This window comes from Pseudomonas qingdaonensis (assembly GCF_018398475.1).
Lineage (GTDB): Bacteria > Pseudomonadota > Gammaproteobacteria > Pseudomonadales > Pseudomonadaceae > Aquipseudomonas > Aquipseudomonas palmensis.
In genome coordinates this window covers 3,515,224-3,538,811 of sequence record NZ_CP074676.1, presented here as the reverse complement: position 1 = coordinate 3,538,811, position 23,588 = coordinate 3,515,224, and the positions used below count along the sequence as shown (strand labels likewise).

Below are 23,588 nucleotides of genomic sequence, written 5' to 3'. Positions count from 1 at the left end.
TCGAACCGCCATCACTTGAGCTGGATGAGGTGCAGTTGGCGCTGGAGTAACCGCTGTGTGTGCGTATGATCTCGTAGCTGCCGACCTGGTTTCTATCTTGAGTCCACCTTGTATCCGAAATGTGATACTTGCATGAATCGGCTTGGGCAGTTATGTTCAAAAGTCTTCATTGAATTAATCTTGCATCGAGATTCTCCCGAAATGAATAATTAATGCGTATTTGCTTTTTGCGGATTTGCCAAAAGTCAAAGCACGTAATTGTTTGAGTTGATATGGCCTGTTACCTTGAATTTATCGATGGTGACGGCTAATAAAGCCTTCTTGCTTTACTGTTTGGCGTTGTTCTCTTCTGTAGGGATAAGTAACAATGACTGCCCGATTCTCCTCAAAAGATGTTTATGATCATAATCAGAATGTCTGGAACCGACTTGCTCGCGAAGGTTGTGATTGGTCGAAGCCAGTTTCTGCCGAAGTTATTCAGGCTGCTCGAAGAGGGGAGTGGAAAATACAACTTATCCCCGCAGAGCTCCCGACAGCGTGGCTTAACGATGTGCAAGGGAAGCGCATTTTGTGCCTAGCTGCTTCCGGAGGGCAGCAAGCCCCCGTGTTGGCGGCTGCGGGGGCTGAAGTGGTTGTGATGGATGCCTCTCGCGATCAGCTGGCATTGGATGATATGGTTGCAAAGCGAGACGATCTTTCTCTACGCACGGTCTTGGGAGATATGCAGGACTTGTCTGAATTTGATGATGAGTCATTTGACCTGATTTTTCATCCGATCTCGAATCTGTATGTGCCCGATATTCGTAAAGTATGGGCTGAATGTTATCGCGTACTCGGTAAGGGAGGAAAGCTGCTCAGCAGCTTTTACAATCCGGTAGTATTCATTTTCGACCGCTCTACTGACCTGGCTAAAAGCGGTTTGATGAAACCGCGCTTCACACTGCCTTACGCAGACATAACCGATCTGAATGCTGACGAAATTGAGGGTAAGATAGCGAGAGGTGAGGCATTCGTATTTGGTCACACGTTAGCGGAGCAAATAAGCGGGCAGCTGGAGGCGGGCTTGCTGCTAACAGGCTTCGAAGAAGCTTTTCAGCCGGTGCCCCGATTTCTGATCGACAACTACATGCCAACATTCATCGCAACGTGTTCCGTCAAGCCGGGGTAGCTTTTGTCTGGCCCCGCTAAAAGTGCGGAGCCAGCAACATCCGATCTTTGCAATGACATTCGATACGTTCAAATCTCTCTGGCCACGCCCTTGGCCCTGATACCGAGGTCGTGGCACCTGCCTGTCTTCCGCAAGCTCCATGAGCTGCTCAGCGCACAGCGGTGCGTCGAGCATCTGGCGCGAGGCGGAATCATTGAATAGGGGTGATATGCTTTGCCGCTGACCAGACAGGGAGCGTGGCAATGGGGTGGAGAAGCAAGCTGGTAGCGCTCAGGCAGAGGTTCACGCGTCGGCAGCGGTTAGTTGTTGGTGGCGGGGTGTTTGTGGTCGCCCAAGTGGGCTCTTTCTCGTACCCGAGCCAATACTGGCTGTACCTGGTGATCTTCGGGGTTATCGTCCTGAGCAGCGCCTGGTCACCCGAACTGCACCGGAAGCGTTGATGCTCTGACGGGCAGCGTCGTCATTGAAGCACTCGCCAGCTCTTGGTAGGCCCGCTAATTGGTCTGGCTACGAGTGCCAGCCCGCCCGCACCGAACATCGCTGTCGAGGATGCTGGCCTCACTGTAAGCGATGACCCGGCGCACAACCAGTAGTGCTGCCTGGTAGATAGGCACTATTTTTCTCTCTAAAAAAAGTTAGCCGCGCAAAATAATCGGGCTGTTTCGTGCACTATTTTTTTTTCAAGGCGCTCAGGTGCGTGACGAGTGAACGACGATTGGCGGGTGGGCTGATCAGGGCCTAAAAAGAAAAACTTGCGAGCAGGCCATGGCGGCCTGCTGCAATAACAGTCAGGAGTAGCGAGTGCAGTAGTGTTTTTTACTTTACAGCTTTTCTGGAGGGCTACTCTTTTTGCGGTGCTGTCTGGTTTTTAAGATGCACTCCGGCAGCTTTCGCAGCGCCATCCCTTGTAACTTTCTGCTTTTTCAAGCGCTGCAACCAAATCACGACCGGCTATCGTGTTTTGGCAGTTGTTGTGTTTTTCGTTTGGTTTTCTCATCCCCTCGCATTGTTTTTTCAGGAAGGGGCTCACCACCGCCTGCTGCCTTGACGTAAGCGCTCTGAAACCCTTGTCTACGGCTAGCTGGGCGTAGCTTTGTACGCTCGGCTTTTCACCTTGAAATGCGTTCTGCGCGATAAGGGCCGAGAAAATCTCTCGCTCGATAGTCATTCGTTAATCCTTTATTCAACCAACAAGTTTGCTCATGTTTTTTATTATTCTGAGCAATGCGAAAGCATACGTTACCATCGGGTGAGGTTTTATTGAACTGGGTTTCCATCCAGCTATAAAAACGCACGGCTTCACATTTTTTGGTCAATAAAGGTTGGGTTCCTGGTATTTAAAATATTTCAACAGGTCATTGTTACAATTTATTTCTTTTTCAAAAAAGTTTCGCTCTCACTTTAATGGGGTCGTGCACCGTGTAAGTTTCCTGCCTTTCCCGCTAAGTTTACGGTGACAACACGCCTTATGAGTTTTTATGAAGTTCCGCGATTTCCTGTGCCGGGCTGCCACTGAGTGCGCAGCTCGTGGGGAGCACTCGCCCTGTCGATTTCAGCTGCAGGTCGTGCAGGTCCTTCGTCAGCCCCTGGTTCATCGCCACAAGCTTGGCAATGTTCCTGCGCGCCTTGCCCAGCTCTCGGGTCAGGTATTCGGCCTCATTCGTAATGAGCACCACCTGGTGCTTCCACATCTCCAGCTCAGTGGGCGCTCCGAAGCCGTCAAGGTCTTCAATGTCTTGGGTCATTTCCGCCACCATATGGGTACTGTTTGCATATACAGTAATCCAGTCGGGCGAGCACGGCGAGCCGAGGCGACGAATTGCACGGGGAGGGGGATTTTTTCGGTCGGCAGGACGCCGGAACAGGGGTGAGAATCGGTTTCAGAACGCCAGCGGCGCCACTTGCAGCATGCGGCCTGTCGCATGCCGAGTTATCGCCAGCACCACGCCCCTTCAGTCATGCTCCATCTGAACATACTCCAGCATCTTCTGGCTCCCATCCAGAATGTCACTGCAGATCGCCAGGCGAGCCGCCGCACCATCGCGCTGCTTCAACGCCTCCAGCACATCCCAGTGATGATCAATCGCCATGCGCTCGTTGAACCCGCCGTAGGCCCGGGCAATCAGCGGCCCGGTACGCATCCACAACCCATCCAGCAGGCTGACCAGCACCGGCATATCGGCGATTTCCGCCAACCTGAAGTGAAACTCGTGGTTGAAGGTCAGCGCGGACCTCAAGTCATTGTCCTTGATCGCCACCAGGTTGTTCTGAATGCAGGTTTGCAGCCGCGCCACTTGCTCCTCGGTCGCCAGCGATGCAGCTGTTTCGGCCGCCAACCCCTCGAGCGAGAGCCGGATGCTCCTGATCTCCAGGTACTGCTTGGAAGTCAGTACCGGCACACGAATGTCCCGCGGTGTCTTCAGAACCAGCGCCTGCTCCTTTGCCAGTTGAAGAATCGCGTCCCGCACTGGTGTGACACTCGTACCCAGCTGTTCGGCAAGGTCGCGTATGCGCAGCCGGTCGTTAGGCTGGAAGCGCCCTGTAATCAGGGCTTCGCGCAGCAGGCCATAGATACCGCTGCCAAGGTAGGAGTGTTTCAGGTGCTCAATCGGATAATTCATCGCGTACTCGTGTGCGGCGCAGGCCCGGCGGGAGAGGGGAGGCTACCGGCAGCGATTATCGAGTAACTCAAACATGTTGCCCACCGTTTACATGGATTTCTGCGCCATTGACGTACGAAGCGCCCTGCGTGCAGAGAAAATGCACCAACGCCGCGACCTCCTCGGGTTTGCCCATGCGTTTCATCGGGATCGATCGCTCCACGATCAGCTCGGTGCCAGCGGACAGGATGGAGGTGTCGATCTCCCCCGGGGCGATCGCGTTCACCCGAACCCCATAGGGCCCGAAGTCGTGCGCCATCTCGCGAGTCAGCGCCGACAGCGCCGCTTTGGAGCAGGCATAGGCCACCCCTGCGAACGGGTGCACCCGCGAACCGGCAATGGAGGTGACGTTGATCACCGAGCCTTTCGCCGCCTTGAGCTCCTCGAACAACCCCCGTGCCAGCAGGGCCGTCGAGAAGATGTTCACGTTGAACACGTTCAGCCAGGTCGAGTAGTCGGACTCCAGCACCCCCAGTCGCTCCCCATCCGGGCCTTTGGGTGAAACGCCGGCGTTGTTGACCAACGCATCCAGCCGCCCCCCGAGTTTTTCCCGGATTTCCGGAAGCCTGCGCTGTATGTCCTCCACGCTCCCCAGGTCGAGGTGAATGTGGTTGGCGATGCCTTCGGCCCAGGGGCAGCCTTCGCCCAGGTCCTGCCTCGAGGCGGTAAACACGCGCCAACCCGCAGCACTGAAATGTTTCACGGTGGCGTGGCCGATGCCCCGGCTGGCACCGGTGAGAAGCAGCGTACGTTGATCGGTCATGGCGGGTTCCCTGTTCATTGGTGAGGGCAAGAGTAGCGTAAAATATGATGCATCATATTTATTATGTGTTTTAATGCGTCCCGTCCCCACCGGGGAAGCGTCACGTTCGATCGATTGCTGCCACTACAAGAAAACTGCCATCCCTTTAAAGCTGCCCACGACCCGTAGCTGACCTGGAGAGACGCATGAATAAGAAAATCGCAGCTGTACTTTTGCTCGCAACCATCGCAAGCCCGCTGTATGCCGCTGAAAAGCTGACCGTGGTGTCCTTCGGCGGCAACAACCGCCAGGCGCAGGAGAAGGCGTTCTACAAACCCTTCACCGCCCAGACCGGCGTGGCCATCACCGCCGACGACTACAACGGCGAAATGGCCAAGATCAAGGTGATGGCCGACACCGGCAAAACCAGCTGGGATGTGGTGGAGGTCGAATCGCCCGAGCTCATCCGTGGTTGCAGCGAAGGGGTGTTCGAACCGCTGGACTGGAGCCGGATAGGCAACAAGGAAGACTTCATTCCTGCGGCCGTCAGCGACTGTGGTGTCGGCATCTTCATCTGGTCCACCGTGCTGACCTACGACCCCAACAAACTCGCCTCCAGCCCGCAAGGCTGGGCCGACTTCTGGGACCTGAAGAAGTACCCCGGCAAGCGCGGCCTGCGCCGCGGCGCGAAGTTCACGCTGGAGTTCGCGCTGCTCGCCGATGGGGTAGACAACAAGGACCTCTACACGCTGCTGGGTACTGAAGAGGGTGTCAAACGTGCGTTCAAGAAGCTCGATGAAATCAAGTCCAGCATCCAGTGGTGGGACTCCGGCGCGCAGCCGCTGCAATGGCTGATCGCCGGTGACGTGGTCATGACCTCCGCCTACAACGGCCGTGTCACCTCTGCCCAGGAGGAAGGCCAGTCGTTTGCGATGCAATGGAATGGCAGCCTCTACGATCTCGATCACTGGGCCATCGTGAAAGGGGCGCCGAAAAAGGAACTGGCCGAGCGCTTCATCGCGTTCGCCAGCGAGCCCATGCAACAGAAGAACTTCGTCGAGGCCATCCCCTACGGGCCCAGCAACACCGGCGCGATGGACCTGCTGGACAAGCGCGTGGGCGAAAAACTGCCCACCGCCCCGCAAAACCTGAAAAACGCCCGTGCCACCGACGCCGAGTTCTGGATCGACCACGGTGAGGATCTGGAGGAACGCTTCAACGCCTGGGTCAACAAGTGATGCATGGCGCCCCTGAAACCGGGGGCGCCATTCAAAGGCCGTATAAGGATGCCAGTCATGCCCCTTGAAAATCTGGCTGTCGATGACAGCCTGCTCGAAGCTGCTCCGGCACGGGTCACCGATGCGCAGGCGTGTGCAGTGCTGCGCCAGCAATTCGGTTTGAGCGGCACGCTCGAAAAACTGGGCGGCGAGCGCGACCTCAATTTCCGCGTGATGCTCGAAGACGGCTCATCCCGGTTGTTCAAGCTCTCCCACCCGCTTGAAAACCCCGATGTGGTCGACTTCCACAACCAGGCGATGCGAAGAATCGAGCTTCGCGATCCCGGGCTTGCGGTTCAGCGCGTGCACCCCTCGCTTGAGGGCCAGTACGCCACCTTCGTCGAGATCGACGGGCAGCGCATGCTGGCGCGGCTGCTGTCCTTCGAAGATGGCATGCCCCTTCACTGCGTGAGTCACCCCACACCGACGTTTCGCCGGGTCATCGGGCAGTCCATCGCCCGGCTTGACGTGGCGCTGCAAGGGTTTGCCCACCCCGCCGCCGGGCATGCGCTGCTGTGGGACATGCAGCACGCCGCGCACCTTCGACCGCTGCTGGTGCACATCGAACCCGGCCCCGGACGAAGCCTGGTGCAGCGCAGCCTCGAACAGTATGCGTCGGTGGTGGTGCCCAGCATCCCCGGGCTGCGCAAGCAGGTCATTCACAATGACACCAACCCGCACAACATCATCGTGGATGCCCACAACCCCGATGTGCTGCGCAGCATCCTCGATTTCGGTGACATGGTGCATGCGCCCCTGGTCAACGAGGTCGCGGTTGCCGCTTCCTACCACCTTGGGCAGGTAGGCGATGTACTGGAGCCGGCCCTGGATGTGATTGTCGGCTACCACCAGTGCAACCCCCTGAACCAGCAGGAGCTGGCGCTGCTGCCCGAGCTGCTGGCCACGCGCCTGGCGTTGGCCCTGTGCATCAACTCCTGGCGCGCCGAACTGCATCCGGACAATCGCCAGTACATCCTTCGAAACACCCAGCGTGCCTGGGCAAACCTGAAGGCACTGTCGGCGCTGCCTCGCGCTGAAACAGAAGACCGAATTGCTTCGGCCTGCCTGCGAGCAAATCGAGCATGAGCATGATCAACGGCTTCACGTCAGCCGACGCCACCCGGCTTTCGGCATCGCAGCGACGCCTGATCGAGCGCCGCGAGCGGCTACTGGGCCCGGCATACCGCCTGTTCTACGAGCGACCGCTGCACACTGTTCGAGGGGAGGGCGTATGGCTCTTCGACGAGCAGGGCCGTCGCTACCTGGACGCCTACAACAACGTTGCCTCCATCGGTCACTGCCATCCCCGGGTGGTCGAGGCGATGCATCGGCAGTCGCAGGTGCTGAACACGCACACCCGTTACCTGCAGGAGGGCATTCTCGACTATGCCGAGCAGTTGCTCGGTACCTTCACCGATGACCTGGATCGCGTCATGTTCACCTGCTCCGGGAGCGAGGCGAATGATCTGGCGCTGCGTATCGCCAGGCACTGCACCGGAGGCACCGGCGTCATCATCACCCGGTTCGCCTACCACGGCGTCACCGCAGACATCGCCGAGCTTTCACCATCGCTTGGCAGCGCCATGGTGCTCCCGGCGCATGTGCGCACCGTTCGCGCACCTGACGCTTACCGTCTGGGGGCCGAAAACGTGGCGCCGATGTTCGCCGCAGACGTGCGCGCCGCAATCGACGACCTCAAGGCGCACGGCATCCGCCCGGCGGCAATCCTGCTGGATGGCATCTTCTCCAGCGACGGCGTGCTGCCCGGGCCGGCGGGCTGTATCGCCGAGGGTGTGGCGCTGGCCCAGGCCGAAGGCCTGCTGTACATCGCCGATGAGGTACAACCGGGTTTTGCGCGTACCGGCCTTAACATGTGGGGGTTTACCAGGCACAACGTGCGCCCGGACCTCGTCACCCTCGGCAAGCCCATGGGCAATGGCCAGCCCATTGCCGGCATCGTCGGGCGCTCCCAGGTGGTCGATCACTTCGGCAGGAGCATGCGCTACTTCAATACCTTTGGCGGCAACCCGGTCTCGTGTGCGGCAGGTCAGGCGGTGCTGGACGTCATCCGCGAAGAACACCTGCAGCAGAGGGCCCATCACATTGGCAGCTACCTGCTGGACGGCCTGACACGGCTTGCCCAGCGCCATCAAATGATCGGCGACGTCAGGGGGGCCGGCATGTTCCTTGGGGTTGAGCTGGTCACCGACCGCGCAACCAGGGCACCCGCAGCCAGGCAGGCCCGCCAGGTGGTCAACGCGATGCGCGAGCAGGGCGTGCTGATCAGCGCCGCCGGTCCGCACCAGAACGTGCTCAAAATCCGTCCGCTGCTGGCGTTTACCCAGGCGCATGCGCAGATGCTTGTGGAAGCGGTCGATACCGCGATGCAAGGGGCTTGTTGAGAAGGCCAAGCCCCTGGTTCCTCAGCCTGCGCCGTGGGCGGCGAGGTTGCAGTATTGCCCCTTGAAGTACAGCAAGGGCTGTGTGGCGGCAGTTTGCTGCAGGTTCAGCGCCTTCACTTCGCCAATCACGATCAGGTGATCACCGGCGACGTGTTCGGCGTGGATCTCGCAATCGAGCCAGTGCAGGCTGCCGGCAATGATCGGGTTGCCCAGTGGCGATGCCTGCCATTGCACGCCCTGCCACTTGTCGGTACCTCGTCGGGCGAACTGGTTGGAGATCCCGACCTGTTCACCGGACAGGATGTTGACTGCGAAGCGGCCTGCCTGGCGGATCCTGGGGTAGCTCGCCGAACCGGCCATCACGCTGAACGACACCAGCGGCGGGCTCATCGACACGCTATAGAACGACTGGCAGGTAAAGCCGACCGGCTCCTCCTCGATCTGCGACGTGATCACGGTGATACCCGATGCGTAGTGCCCGAGCGCTTCGCGAAAGCGCAATGGCTCGATGGCAGTACTGGAACGTGACATGGTAGGTCCTGGCTGAAAGGGCGGGTCCAAAGGCGGCGGGGAGGGGGCAAGTCGCTCGATCAGCGCTGCAACCCCTCCTGCACCCTTATCGGTTCAAGAGCTCTCTGCGCACGATGTCCGCGCCGGCGCTCAAGGCGTTCAGCTTGCCGCGCGCCACCTCGCGGGGCAGAGGGGCCATGCCGCAGTTGGTGCACGGGTAGAGCTTGTCGGCGTCCACGAACTGCAGCGCTTTGCGCAGGGTGTTGGCCACTTCCTCGGGGGTTTCGATGGCGTGGTTCGCCACATCGATGGCCCCCACCATCACTTTCTTGCCGCGAATCAGCTCGATCAGGTCCATCGGGACATGGGAGTTGTGGCACTCCAGCGAGATGATATCGATGCCGGATTTCTGCAGCTTGGGGAAGGCTTCCTCATATTGGCGCCACTCCGAGCCCAGCGTCTTTTTCCAGTCGGTATTGGCCTTGATGCCGTAGCCGTAGCAAATATGCACGGCCGTTTCACATTTGAGCCCTTCGATCGCCCGTTCCAGTGTGGCCACGCCCCAGTCATTCACCTCGTCGAAGAACACGTTGAAGGCAGGCTCGTCGAACTGGATGATGTCCACGCCCGCCGCCTCCAGCTCTCGGGCTTCCTGATTGAGGATCTTGGCAAATTCCCAAGCCAGCTTTTCCCGGCTTTTGTAGTGGCTGTCATACAGCGTGTCGATCATGGTCATGGGGCCAGGCAGGGCCCATTTGATGGGCTGGCTGGTCTGCTGGCGCAGAAACCTGGCATCTTCGACAAACACCGGTTTTTGCCTGGCAACAGCACCCACAACGGTCGGCACGCTTGCGTCATAGCGGTCACGAATTCTGACGGTTTCGCGCTTCTCGAAATCCACTCCGCTCAGGTGCTCGATAAAGGTGGTAACGAAGTGCTGGCGGGTCTGTTCGCCGTCGCTGACGATGTCAATGCCTGCGTGTTGCTGTTCCTGCAGGGCCAGGCGCAAGGCATCCTGCTTGCCTTCGAGCAGTTCCTCGCCGTGCAGCTTCCAGGGCGACCAGAGCGTCTCGGGTTGTGCAAGCCAGGACGGTTTGGGCAGGCTGCCAGCAGTGGAGGTGGGTAGCAGTTTTTTCACGATAGATGACCTTGTATGTTCTGAATGATCAAAGCGCGTATTGGGCGGACCACTGCTCAAGCACGGTCTGGTAGGGCTTGATGAAGTGCTCTTCGACAAACCTGCCCTGTTCGATGGCCAACTGACTGCGCTCTTCTCGATCGTAGACAATGCGGGTCAACGAGTAATCCTGGTGATTCAAGCTCGGCTGATAGGATCGACCTGCTGCTGAATTCGCGTTGTAGATTTCAGGGCGATAGATCTTCTGGAAGGTATCCATCGTGCTGATGGTGCTGATCAGTTCAAGGTTGGTGTAATCCCCAAGCAGGTCCCCAGCAAAGTAGAACGCCAGCGGTGCCACGCTGTTGGCAGGCATGAAGTAGCGAACCTTCAGGCCCATCTTCCGGAAGGCGGCGGGGAGGGGGCAAGTCGCTCGATCAGCGCTGCAACCCCTCCTGCACCCTTATCGGTTCAAGAGCTCTCTGCGCACGATGTCCGCGCCGGCGCTCAAGGCGTTCAGCTTGCCGCGCGCCACCTCGCGGGGCAGAGGGGCCATGCCGCAGTTGGTGCACGGGTAGAGCTTGTCGGCGTCCACGAACTGCAGCGCTTTGCGCAGGGTGTTGGCCACTTCCTCGGGGGTTTCGATGGCGTGGTTCGCCACATCGATGGCCCCCACCATCACTTTCTTGCCGCGAATCAGCTCGATCAGGTCCATCGGGACATGGGAGTTGTGGCACTCCAGCGAGATGATATCGATGCCGGATTTCTGCAGCTTGGGGAAGGCTTCCTCATATTGGCGCCACTCCGAGCCCAGCGTCTTTTTCCAGTCGGTATTGGCCTTGATGCCGTAGCCGTAGCAAATATGCACGGCCGTTTCACATTTGAGCCCTTCGATCGCCCGTTCCAGTGTGGCCACGCCCCAGTCATTCACCTCGTCGAAGAACACGTTGAAGGCAGGCTCGTCGAACTGGATGATGTCCACGCCCGCCGCCTCCAGCTCTCGGGCTTCCTGATTGAGGATCTTGGCAAATTCCCAAGCCAGCTTTTCCCGGCTTTTGTAGTGGCTGTCATACAGCGTGTCGATCATGGTCATGGGGCCAGGCAGGGCCCATTTGATGGGCTGGCTGGTCTGCTGGCGCAGAAACCTGGCATCTTCGACAAACACCGGTTTTTGCCTGGCAACAGCACCCACAACGGTCGGCACGCTTGCGTCATAGCGGTCACGAATTCTGACGGTTTCGCGCTTCTCGAAATCCACTCCGCTCAGGTGCTCGATAAAGGTGGTAACGAAGTGCTGGCGGGTCTGTTCGCCGTCGCTGACGATGTCAATGCCTGCGTGTTGCTGTTCCTGCAGGGCCAGGCGCAAGGCATCCTGCTTGCCTTCGAGCAGTTCCTCGCCGTGCAGCTTCCAGGGCGACCAGAGCGTCTCGGGTTGTGCAAGCCAGGACGGTTTGGGCAGGCTGCCAGCAGTGGAGGTGGGTAGCAGTTTTTTCACGATAGATGACCTTGTATGTTCTGAATGATCAAAGCGCGTATTGGGCGGACCACTGCTCAAGCACGGTCTGGTAGGGCTTGATGAAGTGCTCTTCGACAAACCTGCCCTGTTCGATGGCCAACTGACTGCGCTCTTCTCGATCGTAGACAATGCGGGTCAACGAGTAATCCTGGTGATTCAAGCTCGGCTGATAGGATCGACCTGCTGCTGAATTCGCGTTGTAGATTTCAGGGCGATAGATCTTCTGGAAGGTATCCATCGTGCTGATGGTGCTGATCAGTTCAAGGTTGGTGTAATCCCCAAGCAGGTCCCCAGCAAAGTAGAACGCCAGCGGTGCCACGCTGTTGGCAGGCATGAAGTAGCGAACCTTCAGGCCCATCTTCCGGAAGTACTCATCGGTCAGGGAATATTCGTCCTGCTGGTATTCGGTGCCCAATACCGGGTGCTGGTTTTCGGTGCGCTGATAAGTCTTGCTGCTGGAAACACTCAGGCAGATGACCGGTGGTTTTTTGAAGTGTTCTTTATAAGTGCTCGAGTTTACGAAATGCTTGAACAGCTTGCCGTGCAGCTCGCCGAAATCATCCGGCGTGCTGAACCCCTGCTGGTTCTTGTTGTGCCCCAGCAACAGCACGCTGAAGTCATAATCGCGCACGTACGAGGAGAAGTTGTTGCCTACGATACCCTCGATGCGTTCGCTTGTTTTGCGATCCACAATGGTGGTCTGCAATATTTCAATCAGCGGCAGGGCGGTGTCCCTGTGCTCGGCATCCATGTTCATTTCCACGGAAATGATTTCAAGTTCGACGTTGTAGCGGTCGCCTTTCGGGTTGTCCCAGTGCGCCAGGGCATTGAAACGATTGTCGATCATCGTCAGGGTGTTGCGCAGGTTTTCCTGGCGACGCTGCCCCCTCGCCAGGTTTGCGAAGTTGGTGGTCGTGCGGGTGTTTTCAGCGGGGCGATAATGTTCGTCGAAACGAATACGCTTGATCGAGAATGTAAATGCTGTGCTCATTTTAATCGGGTGCCCTGATGGTCCGAGATAAAAACCGAATCTACATTTGCCCTCTTCGGCAAGTTTGATTCGTTGCAGGTTTTTTTGCTCGGGCGTCTTGAAGTGTTCCTTAATTGGGGCGTATTTTATGTCCGGGCATCGAACGAGTTAAATTGAATTGATTTCATGGGAACGTTAGCCACCCTCATGATGCTCATCTGCAGGGCTTGTGATTATTATTTTCCGCCTTGGCCAATAAGCGGCAGGTTCGCTTTTTCAAGATGCGCGCAGGCCATGGTGACCATTGAGGCCTCAAGGCGCTGGAGGCCATGGCGTCACTTGTTGCGGATATATAAATGAAACCACTGATCACGGCCCTTGCGCTGTTCATCCTCGCCGGCTGTACCTCCAGCGGCGCTCCCACGGCTGAGCAGCAAACCCGGGAATGCATGAACTATCACGCCATGATGACCGCGCCCATGGCGCCCGATGCCATGCAGCGCCTCAAGGCTGCATGCGAACAGTCCAGGCTTCGATAACGGCCTAGGCTCTGTACGAAAAGCCTTGATACTCGATGATGCTGCGTTGAAAACAGCCTGACCTTCGTCTCAAGACTTTTCATACAGACCCTAGTCCCAGGCCATCACCACGCCTTCCAGCCGGCGAAATTCATCCAGTGTGTGGTGGAATTCGGCGCGTTCGAAGGTGGCGGTGCACGCGGCCTCGAACCAGCTGACGCGGGGCTGCTCCAGGGTGATCACCTCGTGCAGCAGGCCGAAGCGCCGCCAGTGGATGTGGTCCTCATGGGCGTGTTGCTCCACGACGATGACCGTGCAGCTCAGGTCCAGGTCATCGGAGCACACCAGCAGCGGCACCAGGGTGGTCCACCCAGGGGCAGTGGAGTAGCTGCGGTCCCACACCAGTTCATTATCGTCTTCGCCGTAGAGGCCGGCATGCGCTGCCACCAGATGAAGCTGCGCAGCGGGGTCTCGTATTGGCAGCCAGACTTCCAGCGGCACGCCATCGATGGCGAAGGTCGAGTAGAAGCCCTGGCTGTACTTCGATTTGAAGCTGGCGATTGAAAGCTGGTTCACGTTGGTTTCTTTCCTTTGGCAAAACCTGGCAGGCCCTCAGTGCCCGCCCTTCATGCGCCGCGCCACCAGGTAGATCCCCAACCCCACCAGCGCAGTCGCCGCGCCAATGTAGCCGGTACTGGTCCAGCCGAACCCCGCGGTAATCGCCATGCCGCCAAACCATGGCCCCAGTGCATTGGCCAGGTTGAACGCCGCATGGTTCGATGCCGCCGCCAGGCTCGGCGCTTCATGTGCAATGTCCATCAGGCGAATCTGCAAGGGGGCGGCCAGTGCGATCATGGTGCCGACCAGCCCGCAGCCCAGCAGCACGCCCCACGGCGAACTGGCCGCGAAGGGGAACAGGCTCAGCACGAGAATCGACCATACCAGCACCAACCCTACCGCGCGAAACTGCACGCGGTCGAACAGCTTGCCGCCCGCGATGTTGCCGATGATGCCGCCCACCCCGAACGCCGCCAGCCCGAATGGAATCCACTGTGGCGACACCTTGGTCACCTGCAGCATGGTCGGCGCCAGGTAACTGAACACGCAGAACATGCCGGCAAAACCGATCGAGGCGATGGCCAGCGCCATCCACACCTGCGGCAGGCGAAACGCCTGGAGCTCCTTGCGCGGGTCGCTGCGTACTTCATCGTGACGCTGCGGCACGTAGCGCCACACCAGCCCGATGGTGCACAGCGCAATCGCGCCCACCAGCACGAACGCCGCACGCCAGCCGAAGAACTGCCCCAGGAAGGTCGCCACCGGGTTGCCCAGCAGCATCGCCAGGGTAAGCCCCATCATCACCCGTGCCACCGCGCCCGCGCGCTGGTCGGTGGCCACCATGCTCGAGGCCACCACCGCCGCGATGCCGAAGTAGGCGCCGTGGGGCAGGCCGCTGATAAAGCGAAACGCCACCAGCCCGGCGAAGGAGGGCGCGAAGGCCGTGGCCAGGTTGCCGATCGCATACAGCGCCATCAGCCACAGCAGCATGTGCTTGCGCAGCAGCTTGGCGCCCAGAATCGCCAGGGCCGGCGCACCCACCATCACGCCCAGGGCATAAGCGCTGATGGCATGGCCCACCTGGGGCTCGCTCAGGTGCAGGTTGCTGGCGATGTCGGGCATCAGCCCCATGATCGCGAACTCGCCGGTACCGATGGCAAAACTCCCCAGGGCCATGGCGGCTTCCATCTTGCCGACGGTGGCTCTGGAATAGGCGAGTGGCGGCGCTTGCTGAATTGTCATCTGAATCCTTGAAACAAACTGAAACGTTAAAGCGGGAAGCTTAATCAATCTGCACCCTACGCGTCGAGAATCAGGGCACGCGCATTGGATTCGCCGCACAAGGCGCGGTGAGTACCGGGCCTGCTCGCGTCAATCACGCTACCATTGCCCGCGTTCCCCAAACGCTCAATGGAGTTGGTCTTGACCGGTTACCCAACCACCCGCAAACACCTGATCCACGCCCTCGGCTTCTCGATGGCAGCGTTGCTGCTCGGCGCCTGTACCAGCGCAACCCCGCCTGCGCCATCCAGCACCGCCTTGCCCGCCGCCCCGGAAATCGCCTCGGGCTACCGCACAGGCATGGCCCCGGTACAGGCACAGCACCACATGGCCGCGGCAGCCAACCCCCTGGCAAGCGCCGCCGGCCAGGCGATGCTGCGCAAGGGCGGGTCTGCGATCGATGCCGCCATTGCCATGCAGGCGGTGTTGACCCTGGTGGAGCCGCAGTCCAGCGGCATCGGCGGCGGCGCCTTCATCCTGTACTGGGATGGCAAGCAGGTGCAGGCGTTCGATGGGCGGGAGACGGCGCCCCAAGGGGCCGACAGCCGCCTGTTCCTCAAGCCGGACGGCACGCCGATGGGATTCAAGGACGCCCAGATCGGCGGTCGCTCGGTGGGCGTGCCCGGTGTGCTCAGGGCCCTGGAGATGGCGCACCAGCAACACGGCAAGCTGCCCTGGCGCGCGCTGTTCCAGCCGGCCATCGACCTGGCCCGCGACGGTTTCCCCGTGTCTGCGCGGCTGCATGCCTTGATTGCCGCCTCCACCTCGATACCGCAGTCGCCTGCACTGGCCCGCTACCTGCTCACGCCCCAGGGCCAGCCCATGCCCGTGGGCACGCTGCTGAAGAACCCCGAGCTGGCGCAAACCCTGGAGGCCATCGCCAACCAGGGCCCGGACGCCTTCTACCACGGGCCCATCGCCGAGGCGATGGTGCAGCAGGTCAATACCCACAGTAACCCCGGCACGTTGTCGCTGGGCGACATTGCAGGCTATCGGGCCAAGGTGCGCGAGCCGGTATGCGGGCCGTACAAGCAGTGGACGGTCTGCGGCATGCCGCCACCGTCGTCCGGTGGCGTCGCGGTACTGCAGACGCTGGGCATCCTGGAGGCGCTGCAGCGCCAGAAACCGGCACTGGACCTGGCCGCAATGGCGCCCGAAAAAGCTCGCCCCGGGGGCGTCATGCAACCCTCCGCCCAGGCCGTGCACCTGATTGCCGAAGCCGAGCGCCTGGCCTATGCCGACCGCGCCCTGTACCTGGCCGACAGCGACCAGGTGCCGGTCAATGTGCCAGGGCTCACCAGCAAGGCGTACCTGGCCCAACGCGCCACGCTGATCGGTGACCGGAGCATGGGCGTCGCCACTGCCGGTGTGCCGCCCGGCATGCCCCTGGCATGGGCGCCTGACCGCTCGCCGTTGCGCATTTCCACCTCGCAGATCGTCGCGGTGGACGATCAGGGCGGCGCGCTGTCGATGACCACCTCGGTCGAGGCGGCGTTCGGCTCTCATGTGCTGGTCAAGGGCTTTCTGCTCAACAACCAGATGACCGACTTTTCGTTCATCCCCGAGGAGAACGGCAAGCCGGTGGCCAACCGCATCGCACCGGGCAAGCGGCCGCGCTCCTCGATGGCGCCGACCCTGGTGTTCGACCAGGCCAGCGGCCAGTTGGTGGCTGCCCTCGGCTCGCCCGGCGGCTCGCAGATCATCGAGTACGTGAACAAGGCGCTGATCGGCTTGCTGGACTGGAAGCTCGACCCGCAGCAGGCCGTCGACCTGCCCAACTTCGGCAGCCGCAACGTCGGCACCGAAGTGGAGGCCGGGCTGATCGGCCCCGCCCTGATCGAGCAGCTCAAGGCCCGCGGGCATGCGGTATCGCCCATCGAGATGACCAGCGGCACGCAGGTCATCGTGCGTGATGGGCAGGGCTGGTCGGCCGGTGCCGACCCACGTCGCGAGGGCGTCGCGTTGGGCGACTGAGTTTTTTGCCTGCCCAAGCTGGTAGGGTACGCAACGGTATCCCGCCAGGGCTGTTTTTTCAGAGGATCAAGCGAAGATGAGTCTGCAGTCAGTCAAAGCGTTTTTCTCCCACCATTCACCCGACCTGCAGGTGCTGGAACTGGCGTCCAGCACCGCCACCGTCGCCCTGGCCGCCGAGGCGCTGGCGGTCGAGCCGGGGCAGATCGCCAAATCGCTCTCGCTGCGCGTGGGGGAGGAGGTGATCGTGCTGGTGGTACGCGGCGATGCGCGCCTGTGCAACCGCAAGTACAAGCAGCAGTTCGGCGTCAAGGCACGCATGCTCGAGGCCGAGCAGGTCGAGCAGCACACCGGCCACCCCATCGGCGGCGTGTGCCCCTTCGGCCTGAGCCAGCCGTTGCGGGTGTACTGCGACGAGTCGCTGAAGGACTTCGAGGTGGTCTTCCCCGCCGGCGGCGCGGTCAATGCGGCGGTGCGCATCGAGCCCGAGCGCCTGGCCACCCTGGTCAACGCGCAGTGGGTCGACGTGATCCAGCCACTGGCCTGAAGTCGCCAGGCGCGCAAGCGGTGGTGGCGCGGGGTTATGAAAACCGCTCGATTATCCGTTGCAGGGCAAGGGCGGGCAGGCCGACTTGCCACAGCAAGCCGGCCTGCCCGGGGGTCACACGCAGATCTGCTTGCGCGCACCGCGTGGCAGGCGCCAACGGTCGGCCTGGCTGCTCAGGCGGGCCTGCCAGCTGGCCTTGACGCTGAACGCGGGCACCGGCGCCGGCGCGGCCTGTTGCTGGCGCTGCTTGCGCAGTTCGGCCAGCGAAGGGGTCTTGGCCTTGGCGGCCACGGCTGCCGAGTCGGGGGCAGCCAGCGAGCGCAGGCAGGACTTGCACGACACCTGATCCGCTGCCTGAGTGCTGTTGAGGGTCTGACTTGTACGCCCGCAGGCGGCATTGGCGCCGTTCGCCGAATAGTGTGTAACCAAACCGTACATCTCCAACCTGTTGATAACAAAGGCGCTATTTTCGCACAGCCGCGCCGCTGGGTGGGCACCGGCTTCAGTTCACCAAGGAGAAGACACATGCAATACCGCGTGATTAAAGCGCACCGCAGCGAATTCCCTCAGCCCATCACCTTTGCCAAGGGGGCCGTGCTGGAGGTGGGGGAGGTGTACCAGGGCGATGACGGATGGGACAACTGGTACTTCTGCACCACGCCCGGCCAGCAGGGTGGCTGGGTGCCGGCGCAGGTGATCGAAAGGCTGGGCGAGCAGGCAGGCCGCGCGCGCGAGGACTACACCGCCAGGGAGCTGGACGTGGACATTGGCGATGAAGTGCTCTGCGTGAGGTCGCTCAACGGCTGGTCCTGGTGCACAAGGCCGCGCGACGCGCAGGCCGGCTGGGTGCCTTCAAGCCATCTGCGCCACATCGAACAGGCGCCGGCGGCACCGACCCGCTGAAGGGCTGCACGCGGGTTCAACGGTGCGAGCGCTGATGCTCGCTGCACCTGTCGCGTATTGACGCCCGCCCGTGACGCCCACTAGGCTCGCTGCCGGTCCCTTTCATGGAGTGCTGCAATGGTTACCTGCTACCTGCGCTACATCGTCGATGCCTACAAGCTGCAAGAGTTCGAAGCCTACGGGCGCATGTGGATACCGCTGGTGGAGAAATTCGGCGGCCAGCACCATGGCTACTTCCTGCCCAGCGAAGGCGCCAACAACGTCGCCCTGGCGATGTTCTCGTTCCCCAGCCTGGCAGCGTACGAACGTTACCGCGAACAGTCGAAAACCGACGCCGAGTGCATCGCCGCGTTCAAGTACGCCGAAGACACCCGGTGCATCATCAGCTACGAGCGCAGTTTCTTCCGCCCTGTACTGGGCTGACCCCATCGCGGCGCAAGCCCCCTCCAGTGGGAGCGGGCTTGACCCGCGATCGGGCCGCAGAGCGGCCCCAACTGCGGCCTACAGCTTCATCACCACCGACTTCAGCTCGGTGTAATGCTCGATGGCTGCCGCGCCCATCTCGCGCCCTACGCCCGACAGCTTGTAGCCGCCAAACGGCAGCGCCGGGTCCAGCGCACTGTGACAGTTGACCCACACCGAGCCCGACTTGATGCGCGGCACCATGCGGTGCACCTGCGCCAGGTCGTTGGACCAGATGCTCGCGCCCAGGCCATAGGCACTGTCGTTGGCCAGGCGAATCGCCTCGTCCATGTCGTCGAACGGAATCGCCACCAGCACCGGCCCGAAAATCTCCTCCTGCACCAGCGGGCACTGCTGGTCGACGTCGGCAATCACCGTCGGCTGCACGAAATACCCCGGCCCGTAATACTCGCCGCCACACGCCACCTTGGCGCCCAGCTCGCGGCCCATGTCGATGTAGCGGCCCACCCGTGCCTGCTGCTTGGCCGAGATCAACGGGCCCATGTCGATGCTCGGGTCCAGGCCATTGCCCAGCTTCATGCCGTTGGCGATGCCGGCAATATCGGCCACCACGCGGTCGAAATGCTTGCGGTGCACATACAGGCGAGACCCCGCGCAGCACACCTGCCCCTGGTTGAAGAAGATCGCGCTGGCGGCACCGGCAGCGGCCACCTCAAGGTCGGCGTCGGCCAGGATGATGGTCGGCGATTTGCCGCCCAGCTCCAGCGTCACCCGCGTCATCGAATCCATCGCCGCCTTGCCGATCAGCTTGCCCACCTCGGTCGAGCCGGTGAAGGTCACCTTGTCCAGCAGCGGGTGCGCCGACAGCGCCGCACCGGCCACCGCGCCCACGCCGGTGACCACGTTGAACACGCCCGCCGGGTAGCCGGCCTCCAGTACCAGTTCGGCCAGCTTGAGCGCGCTCAGCGGGGTCTCGTCCGCCGGCTTGAGCACCACGCTGCACCCGGTGGCCAGCGCCGGGCCCAGCTTCCAGCAGGCCAGCAGCAGGGGGAAGTTCCACGCCACGATGGCACCCACCACACCCACTGCCTCGCGGCGCACATAGGCATGGAACTCGCCGTCGAACAGCGGCAGCGACGGGTCGACCGTGGTGCCTTCGATCTTGGTTGCCCAGCCGGCCATGTAGCGCAGCGAGTCGATGGCCATCTGCACGTCCATCACCCGCGCCACCTGCGCGCTCTTGCCGTTGTTCAGGCATTCGAGCTCGGCGAACACCTGGGCATCGCGCTCGATCAGGTCGGCCAGCTTCCACAGCAGGTTCTGGCGCTCGCGTGGGCGCATGCGGCTCCAGGGCGAGTCATCGAACGCCTGGCGCGCGGCACGTACCGCCTGGTCGACATCCTCGACCGTGGCGGCAGGCACCTGGGCCAGCGCCTGGCCGTTGGCCGGGTTGAGCAGTTGCAGCGTGGCGCCATCGCTGGCGCCGCGCCAGTCGGCACCGATCAGCATGCGGTGCTGACGCTGCACGAACGCCTGGGTATCACTGTGAACCGGGAAGGCATGGGTCATGGGTGTGGCTCTCTTGTTATTGAAAGGAACCCGAGGCATTCAGCAACCCTTGTGCCAGCTTTTTTCTACTACCAAAGTACTTGTTTTTCAGGGGTTTGGAGGGCTTGAGCCGGTTCTGTGCGTATTAGGTCGAGACAAACGGTGAGACACATGAGACGCCCCTGAGAAACCCCGCAAAGCCTTGCAAACCGGGCCTGCAACGCGGCAGGTGGCAGCCGGGCACTTCACCGCAGGTTGACGTCCTCAAAGCGCAACCAATTGATATCAATGGATTAATTTCGTTGGCACGAAGCCTGCTACGGCCTGTGTGCCGCCCATTGGGTGGCTCATCCGACAAAAACAATAAACAGGTGACTCGATGAGCAAGACCGTACTGTCAAGCGTGCCGGCACACCGCCGTCGTACTGCATTGGGCTGGGCACAGGCCTGGACGCTGGGCCTCGCCGGCTGCCTGGGCAGCCAGGCGCACGCCGTGGATGTGGACGCCGGGGACTACACCGCGTTGCCCGAAGGCACCAACCTGGGCATGGTCTACTACCAGCATGCCGAACGTCGCTCGCTGTACTCCGGTGGCCACAAGCAGCCGGTGCGTGCCGGGCTGAACTCCGACATCGGCATTCTCAGGGGCGTGCACTTCATGAAGCTGGGCGGGTTCACCATCGACCCGCAGTTCCTGCTGCCCTTCGGCCAGCTCGAAGGCAAGCGCGACACCTCGGGCCTGGGCAAGAGCGATGGCGGCATCGGCGACCTGATCCTGGCCTCCACCGTGTGGCTGGTGGAGCGCCCGGAAGAAAAGACCTATTTCGGCATCACCCCGTTCCTCTACGTGCCCACCGGCCGCTACGACCGCGACGACGCGCTCAACATCGGCGAGAACCGCTGGAAGTTCGCGCTGCAGGCCGGCTATATCCAGGGCCTGGGCGACAAGTGGTGGCTGGACCTGATCGGCGACGTCACCTGGTTCGGCAAGAACGACGACGCCACCTCCGCCGGCCTGACCCTGCGCCAGTCCGCGCTGTACCAGGGCCAGGCGTTCCTGCGCTACCAGCTCACCCCGAGCCTGGACCTGCGCGTGGGCTACTCCAGGTTGTGGGGCGGCGAAACCCGCCTGGACGGCGTCGACCAGCACGACAAACCCGACACCGCCAAGTTTCTGGTGGGCGCAGGCTGGTTCGTCACGCCCAAGACCCAGCTGCTGTTCAACTATGGCCGTGACCAGTCGGTGGAAAACGGTTTCAAGGAAGGCGACCGCTTCAACGTACGCCTGATGCAGGTGTTCTGACCCGCACCTGCAGCCATCACCGAGGACACCGAACATGAAAAAACCATTGCGTACTTCATTGCTGATGCTGTGCCTGGCCACCCCGCTGACAGCCCTTGCCGCCGGGGTGGACGAGGCCGCCATCCGCGCCACCGAACAGGCCGGCGGCGAGTGGCTCAGCCACGGCCGCACCTATGCCGAACAACGCTTCAGCCCGCTCAAACAGATCGACGCCAGCAACGTCAAGTCGCTGGGCCTGGCCTGGTACATGGACCTGGACAACACCCGCGGCCTGGAGGCGACGCCGCTGTTCCACGACGGGGTGATCTACACCTCGATGTCCTGGAGCCGGGTGATCGCGGTCGACGCCGCCAGCGGCAAGGAGCTGTGGCGCTACGACCCCGAGGTGGCCAAGGTCAAGGCCCGTACCTCGTGCTGCGACGCGGTCAACCGCGGCGTGGCACTGTGGGGCGACAAGGTCTACGTCGGCACCCTGGACGGGCGTCTGATCGCCCTCGACGCCAAGACCGGCAAGGCCATCTGGAGCCAGCAGACCACCGACCCGGCCAAGCCCTACAGCATCACCGGCGCGCCACGGGTGGTCAAAGGCAAGGTCATCATCGGCAACGGCGGCGCCGAATACGGCGTGCGCGGCTTCGTCTCGGCCTATGACGCCGACACCGGCAAACTGGCCTGGCGCTTCTACACTGTACCGGGCGACCCGGCGCTGCCCTACGAGCACCCCGAACTGCGCGAAGCGGCCAAGACCTGGCAGGGCGACCAGTACTGGAAGCTCGGCGGTGGCGGCACGGTGTGGGACAGCATGGCCTACGACCCCGAGCTGGACCTGCTCTACGTCGGCACCGGCAACGGCTCGCCGTGGAACCGCGAGGTGCGCAGCCCGGGCGGTGGCGACAACCTGTACCTGTCGTCGATCCTCGCCATCCGCCCCGACACCGGCAAGCTGGCCTGGCACTACCAGGTCACCCCGGGCGACAGCTGGGACTTCACCGCCACCCAGCAGATCACCCTGGCCGAGCTGAACATCGACGGCAAACCGCGCAAGGTCCTGATGCAGGCGCCTAAAAACGGCTTCTTCTACGTGCTCGACCGCACCAACGGCAAGCTGATCTCGGCCGAGAAGTTCGGCAAGGTCACCTGGGCCGAGAAGGTCGACCTCGCCACCGGCCGGCCGGTCGAGGCCCCTGGGGTGCGCTACGAAAAAGAGCCCATCGTGATGTGGCCCAGCCCCTTCGGCGCGCACAACTGGCATTCGATGTCGTTCAACCCCGGCACCGGCCTGGTGTACATCCCCTACCAGGAAGTGCCCGGTGTGTACCGCAACGAAGGCAAGGACTTCGTCACCCGCAAGGCATTCAACACCGCCGCCGGCTTTGCCGACGCCACCGACGTGCCGGCCGCCGTGGTCAGCGGCGCCTTGCTGGCCTGGGACCCGGTCAAGCAGAAGGCCGCCTGGAAGGTGCCATACCCCACGCACTGGAACGGCGGCACCCTGAGCACCGCCGGCAACCTGGTGTTCCAGGGCACTGCGGCGGGGCAGATGCATGCCTATTCCGCCGACAAGGGCGAGGCGCTGTGGCAGTTCGAGGCGCAAAGCGGCATCGTTGCCGCGCCCATGACCTTCGAACTGGCCGGGCGTCAGTACGTGGCGATCATGGCCGGCTGGGGCGGCGTGGCCACCCTGACCGGCGGCGAGTCGATGAACCTGCCGGGCATGAAGAACCGCAGCCGCCTGCTGGTGTTCGCCCTCGATGGCAAGGCGCAGTTGCCGCCACCGGCCCCGGCGCCCGCCAAGGTCGAGCGCGTGCCCCAGCCGGTCACCGCAGCACCCGAGCAGGTGCAGGCCGGCAAGCAGCTGTATGGCCAGTTCTGCAGCGTGTGCCACGGCATGGGCACCATCAGCGGCGGTTTGATCCCCGACCTGCGCCAGTCCAGCGACGCCACCCGCGAGCACTTCCAGCAGATCGTCCTGCAGGGCGCGCTCAAGCCACTGGGCATGCCGTCGTTCGACGACTCGCTCAAGCCCGAGGAGGTCGAGCAGATCAAGCTCTACGTGATGTCGCGCGAGTACGAGGACTACATGGCGCGCCACAAAGCCGCACCTTGAATCGCACCGGCGGCCTGTGTACGTCACAGGCCGCCGGTCGGGTGCGTATTGGTGCTCCGGGTCGATC

23 protein-coding genes and 1 pseudogene are annotated in these 23,588 nt (G+C 61.8%); 11 read left to right on the top strand and 13 right to left on the bottom strand.

The window, feature by feature from the left end; translation table 11 throughout:
* Positions 1-367: 367 nt before the first annotated feature.
* Entirely contained in the window at positions 368-1,168 is an 801-nt protein-coding gene (locus KH389_RS16030; protein WP_043861030.1) for a class I SAM-dependent methyltransferase, read from the top strand.
* Between the two features lie 868 nt (positions 1,169-2,036).
* Here the strand turns inward: KH389_RS16030 and KH389_RS16025 are convergent.
* The 4 genes from KH389_RS16025 to KH389_RS16010 all read right to left on the bottom strand — a co-directional run bounded on the left by KH389_RS16025 (position 2,037) and on the right by KH389_RS16010 (position 4,591).
* Positions 2,037-2,336, bottom strand: coding sequence for a hypothetical protein (locus KH389_RS16025; RefSeq protein ID WP_043861032.1), 300 nt, complete (start codon positions 2,334-2,336; stop codon positions 2,037-2,039).
* 298 nt (positions 2,337-2,634) lie between these two features.
* Positions 2,635-2,913 (bottom strand): hypothetical protein, encoded by a 279-nt coding sequence (locus KH389_RS16020; protein WP_143516652.1) that lies wholly within the window; start codon positions 2,911-2,913, stop codon positions 2,635-2,637.
* 207 nt (positions 2,914-3,120) lie between these two features.
* Positions 3,121-3,789 carry a GntR family transcriptional regulator gene (locus KH389_RS16015; RefSeq protein WP_043861034.1) on the bottom strand — a complete coding sequence of 223 codons (669 nt, stop codon included), beginning with the start codon at positions 3,787-3,789 and terminating at the stop codon, positions 3,121-3,123.
* A gap of 67 nt (positions 3,790-3,856) precedes the next feature.
* Positions 3,857-4,591 (bottom strand): SDR family NAD(P)-dependent oxidoreductase, encoded by a 735-nt coding sequence (locus KH389_RS16010; RefSeq protein ID WP_043861035.1) that lies wholly within the window; start codon positions 4,589-4,591, stop codon positions 3,857-3,859.
* A 185-nt stretch (positions 4,592-4,776) separates the two neighbouring features.
* Between KH389_RS16010 and KH389_RS16005 the strand changes: the two genes are divergently transcribed.
* From KH389_RS16005 to KH389_RS15995, 3 genes are read left to right on the top strand one after another with little or no spacing between them, the layout of a single operon-like run.
* Entirely contained in the window at positions 4,777-5,808 is a 1,032-nt protein-coding gene (locus tag KH389_RS16005; RefSeq protein ID WP_043861036.1) for an ABC transporter substrate-binding protein, read from the top strand.
* 57 nt (positions 5,809-5,865) lie between these two features.
* On the top strand, positions 5,866-6,933 hold the full coding sequence (locus KH389_RS16000) for a phosphotransferase (RefSeq protein ID WP_104573015.1): 1,068 nt from the start codon (positions 5,866-5,868) through the stop codon (positions 6,931-6,933).
* The gene (locus KH389_RS15995) at positions 6,930-8,249 is read left to right on the top strand and encodes an aspartate aminotransferase family protein (RefSeq protein ID WP_100633750.1); all 1,320 of its coding nucleotides are present in this window, start codon (positions 6,930-6,932) and stop codon (positions 8,247-8,249) included. Before KH389_RS16000 ends, KH389_RS15995 begins: the two co-directional genes overlap by 4 nt.
* 21 nt (positions 8,250-8,270) lie before the next feature.
* Here KH389_RS15995 and KH389_RS15990 read toward each other — a convergent pair whose 3' ends face one another.
* The 5 genes and pseudogenes from KH389_RS15990 to KH389_RS15970 all read right to left on the bottom strand — a co-directional run bounded on the left by KH389_RS15990 (position 8,271) and on the right by KH389_RS15970 (position 12,383).
* Complete coding sequence (locus KH389_RS15990; RefSeq protein WP_054916127.1) at positions 8,271-8,780, bottom strand: flavin reductase family protein; 510 nt, start codon at positions 8,778-8,780, stop codon at positions 8,271-8,273.
* 85 nt (positions 8,781-8,865) lie between these two features.
* The gene (locus KH389_RS15985) at positions 8,866-9,897 is read right to left on the bottom strand and encodes a methionine synthase (protein ID WP_043861040.1); all 1,032 of its coding nucleotides are present in this window, start codon (positions 9,895-9,897) and stop codon (positions 8,866-8,868) included.
* A 28-nt stretch (positions 9,898-9,925) separates the two neighbouring features.
* A pseudogene (locus KH389_RS15980) lies at positions 9,926-10,285 on the bottom strand (putative oxygenase MesX); the annotation flags it as partial.
* Between the two features lie 54 nt (positions 10,286-10,339).
* The gene (locus KH389_RS15975) at positions 10,340-11,371 is read right to left on the bottom strand and encodes a methionine synthase (RefSeq protein ID WP_043861040.1); all 1,032 of its coding nucleotides are present in this window, start codon (positions 11,369-11,371) and stop codon (positions 10,340-10,342) included.
* A 28-nt stretch (positions 11,372-11,399) separates the two neighbouring features.
* Positions 11,400-12,383 carry a DUF1852 domain-containing protein gene (locus KH389_RS15970; RefSeq protein WP_058541190.1) on the bottom strand — a complete coding sequence of 328 codons (984 nt, stop codon included), beginning with the start codon at positions 12,381-12,383 and terminating at the stop codon, positions 11,400-11,402.
* A gap of 335 nt (positions 12,384-12,718) precedes the next feature.
* Here KH389_RS15970 and KH389_RS15965 point away from each other — a divergent pair, with 335 nt between their 5' ends.
* Entirely contained in the window at positions 12,719-12,901 is a 183-nt protein-coding gene (locus KH389_RS15965; protein ID WP_054916126.1) for a hypothetical protein, read from the top strand.
* A 90-nt stretch (positions 12,902-12,991) separates the two neighbouring features.
* Here KH389_RS15965 and KH389_RS27355 read toward each other — a convergent pair whose 3' ends face one another.
* On the bottom strand, positions 12,992-13,456 hold the full coding sequence (locus KH389_RS27355) for a hypothetical protein (protein ID WP_240619899.1): 465 nt from the start codon (positions 13,454-13,456) through the stop codon (positions 12,992-12,994).
* Between the two features lie 36 nt (positions 13,457-13,492).
* The gene (locus KH389_RS15955; RefSeq protein ID WP_213605816.1) at positions 13,493-14,680 is read right to left on the bottom strand and encodes an MFS transporter; all 1,188 of its coding nucleotides are present in this window, start codon (positions 14,678-14,680) and stop codon (positions 13,493-13,495) included.
* A 234-nt stretch (positions 14,681-14,914) separates the two neighbouring features.
* Between KH389_RS15955 and ggt the strand changes: the two genes are divergently transcribed.
* Entirely contained in the window at positions 14,915-16,693 is a 1,779-nt protein-coding gene (gene ggt, locus KH389_RS15950) for a gamma-glutamyltransferase (RefSeq protein ID WP_213607539.1), read from the top strand.
* A gap of 76 nt (positions 16,694-16,769) precedes the next feature.
* The gene (locus KH389_RS15945; RefSeq protein ID WP_043861044.1) at positions 16,770-17,237 is read left to right on the top strand and encodes a YbaK/EbsC family protein; all 468 of its coding nucleotides are present in this window, start codon (positions 16,770-16,772) and stop codon (positions 17,235-17,237) included.
* 114 nt (positions 17,238-17,351) lie between these two features.
* Here the strand turns inward: KH389_RS15945 and KH389_RS15940 are convergent, their stop codons facing one another.
* On the bottom strand, positions 17,352-17,666 hold the full coding sequence (locus KH389_RS15940; RefSeq protein WP_213605815.1) for a hypothetical protein: 315 nt from the start codon (positions 17,664-17,666) through the stop codon (positions 17,352-17,354).
* Between the two features lie 96 nt (positions 17,667-17,762).
* Here KH389_RS15940 and KH389_RS15935 point away from each other — a divergent pair, with 96 nt between their 5' ends.
* Positions 17,763-18,140 (top strand): SH3 domain-containing protein, encoded by a 378-nt coding sequence (locus tag KH389_RS15935; RefSeq protein ID WP_213605814.1) that lies wholly within the window; start codon positions 17,763-17,765, stop codon positions 18,138-18,140.
* Positions 18,141-18,257: 117 nt separating this feature from the next.
* Positions 18,258-18,563, top strand: a complete 306-nt coding sequence (locus KH389_RS15930) for an NIPSNAP family protein (protein WP_043861047.1) — start codon at positions 18,258-18,260, stop codon at positions 18,561-18,563.
* A 78-nt stretch (positions 18,564-18,641) separates the two neighbouring features.
* Here the strand turns inward: KH389_RS15930 and KH389_RS15925 are convergent, their stop codons facing one another.
* Positions 18,642-20,132: an aldehyde dehydrogenase family protein gene (locus KH389_RS15925; protein ID WP_043861048.1), complete on the bottom strand. Its 1,491-nt coding sequence runs from the start codon at positions 20,130-20,132 to the stop codon at positions 18,642-18,644.
* A gap of 358 nt (positions 20,133-20,490) precedes the next feature.
* On the opposite strand from KH389_RS15925, the gene KH389_RS15920 reads away from it, so the two are divergent.
* Entirely contained in the window at positions 20,491-21,414 is a 924-nt protein-coding gene (locus tag KH389_RS15920) for a transporter (RefSeq protein WP_052504233.1), read from the top strand.
* A 34-nt stretch (positions 21,415-21,448) separates the two neighbouring features.
* Entirely contained in the window at positions 21,449-23,521 is a 2,073-nt protein-coding gene (locus KH389_RS15915) for a PQQ-dependent dehydrogenase, methanol/ethanol family (protein ID WP_213605813.1), read from the top strand.
* Positions 23,522-23,588 lie beyond the last annotated feature (67 nt).

Excerpts from the sequence above, each read along its gene's own strand:
- KH389_RS16030 (WP_043861030.1), top strand. The coding sequence starts at position 368 with ATGACTGCCCGATTCTCCTCAAAAGATGTTTATGATCATAATCAGAAT.
- KH389_RS16025 (WP_043861032.1), bottom strand. The coding sequence starts at position 2,336 with ATGACTATCGAGCGAGAGATTTTCTCGGCCCTTATCGCGCAGAACGCA.
- KH389_RS16020 (WP_143516652.1), bottom strand. The coding sequence starts at position 2,913 with ATGACCCAAGACATTGAAGACCTTGACGGCTTCGGAGCGCCCACTGAG.
- KH389_RS16015 (WP_043861034.1), bottom strand. The coding sequence starts at position 3,789 with ATGAATTATCCGATTGAGCACCTGAAACACTCCTACCTTGGCAGCGGT.
- KH389_RS16010 (WP_043861035.1), bottom strand. The coding sequence starts at position 4,591 with ATGACCGATCAACGTACGCTGCTTCTCACCGGTGCCAGCCGGGGCATC.
- KH389_RS16005 (WP_043861036.1), top strand. The coding sequence starts at position 4,777 with ATGAATAAGAAAATCGCAGCTGTACTTTTGCTCGCAACCATCGCAAGC.
- KH389_RS16000 (WP_104573015.1), top strand. The coding sequence starts at position 5,866 with ATGCCCCTTGAAAATCTGGCTGTCGATGACAGCCTGCTCGAAGCTGCT.
- KH389_RS15995 (WP_100633750.1), top strand. The coding sequence starts at position 6,930 with ATGAGCATGATCAACGGCTTCACGTCAGCCGACGCCACCCGGCTTTCG.
- KH389_RS15990 (WP_054916127.1), bottom strand. The coding sequence starts at position 8,780 with ATGTCACGTTCCAGTACTGCCATCGAGCCATTGCGCTTTCGCGAAGCG.
- KH389_RS15970 (WP_058541190.1), bottom strand. The coding sequence starts at position 12,383 with ATGAGCACAGCATTTACATTCTCGATCAAGCGTATTCGTTTCGACGAA.
- KH389_RS15965 (WP_054916126.1), top strand. The coding sequence starts at position 12,719 with ATGAAACCACTGATCACGGCCCTTGCGCTGTTCATCCTCGCCGGCTGT.
- KH389_RS15955 (WP_213605816.1), bottom strand. The coding sequence starts at position 14,680 with ATGACAATTCAGCAAGCGCCGCCACTCGCCTATTCCAGAGCCACCGTC.
- ggt (WP_213607539.1), top strand. The coding sequence starts at position 14,915 with ATGGCAGCGTTGCTGCTCGGCGCCTGTACCAGCGCAACCCCGCCTGCG.
- KH389_RS15945 (WP_043861044.1), top strand. The coding sequence starts at position 16,770 with ATGAGTCTGCAGTCAGTCAAAGCGTTTTTCTCCCACCATTCACCCGAC.
- KH389_RS15935 (WP_213605814.1), top strand. The coding sequence starts at position 17,763 with ATGCAATACCGCGTGATTAAAGCGCACCGCAGCGAATTCCCTCAGCCC.
- KH389_RS15930 (WP_043861047.1), top strand. The coding sequence starts at position 18,258 with ATGGTTACCTGCTACCTGCGCTACATCGTCGATGCCTACAAGCTGCAA.
- KH389_RS15925 (WP_043861048.1), bottom strand. The coding sequence starts at position 20,132 with ATGACCCATGCCTTCCCGGTTCACAGTGATACCCAGGCGTTCGTGCAG.
- KH389_RS15920 (WP_052504233.1), top strand. The coding sequence starts at position 20,491 with ATGAGCAAGACCGTACTGTCAAGCGTGCCGGCACACCGCCGTCGTACT.
- KH389_RS15915 (WP_213605813.1), top strand. The coding sequence starts at position 21,449 with ATGAAAAAACCATTGCGTACTTCATTGCTGATGCTGTGCCTGGCCACC.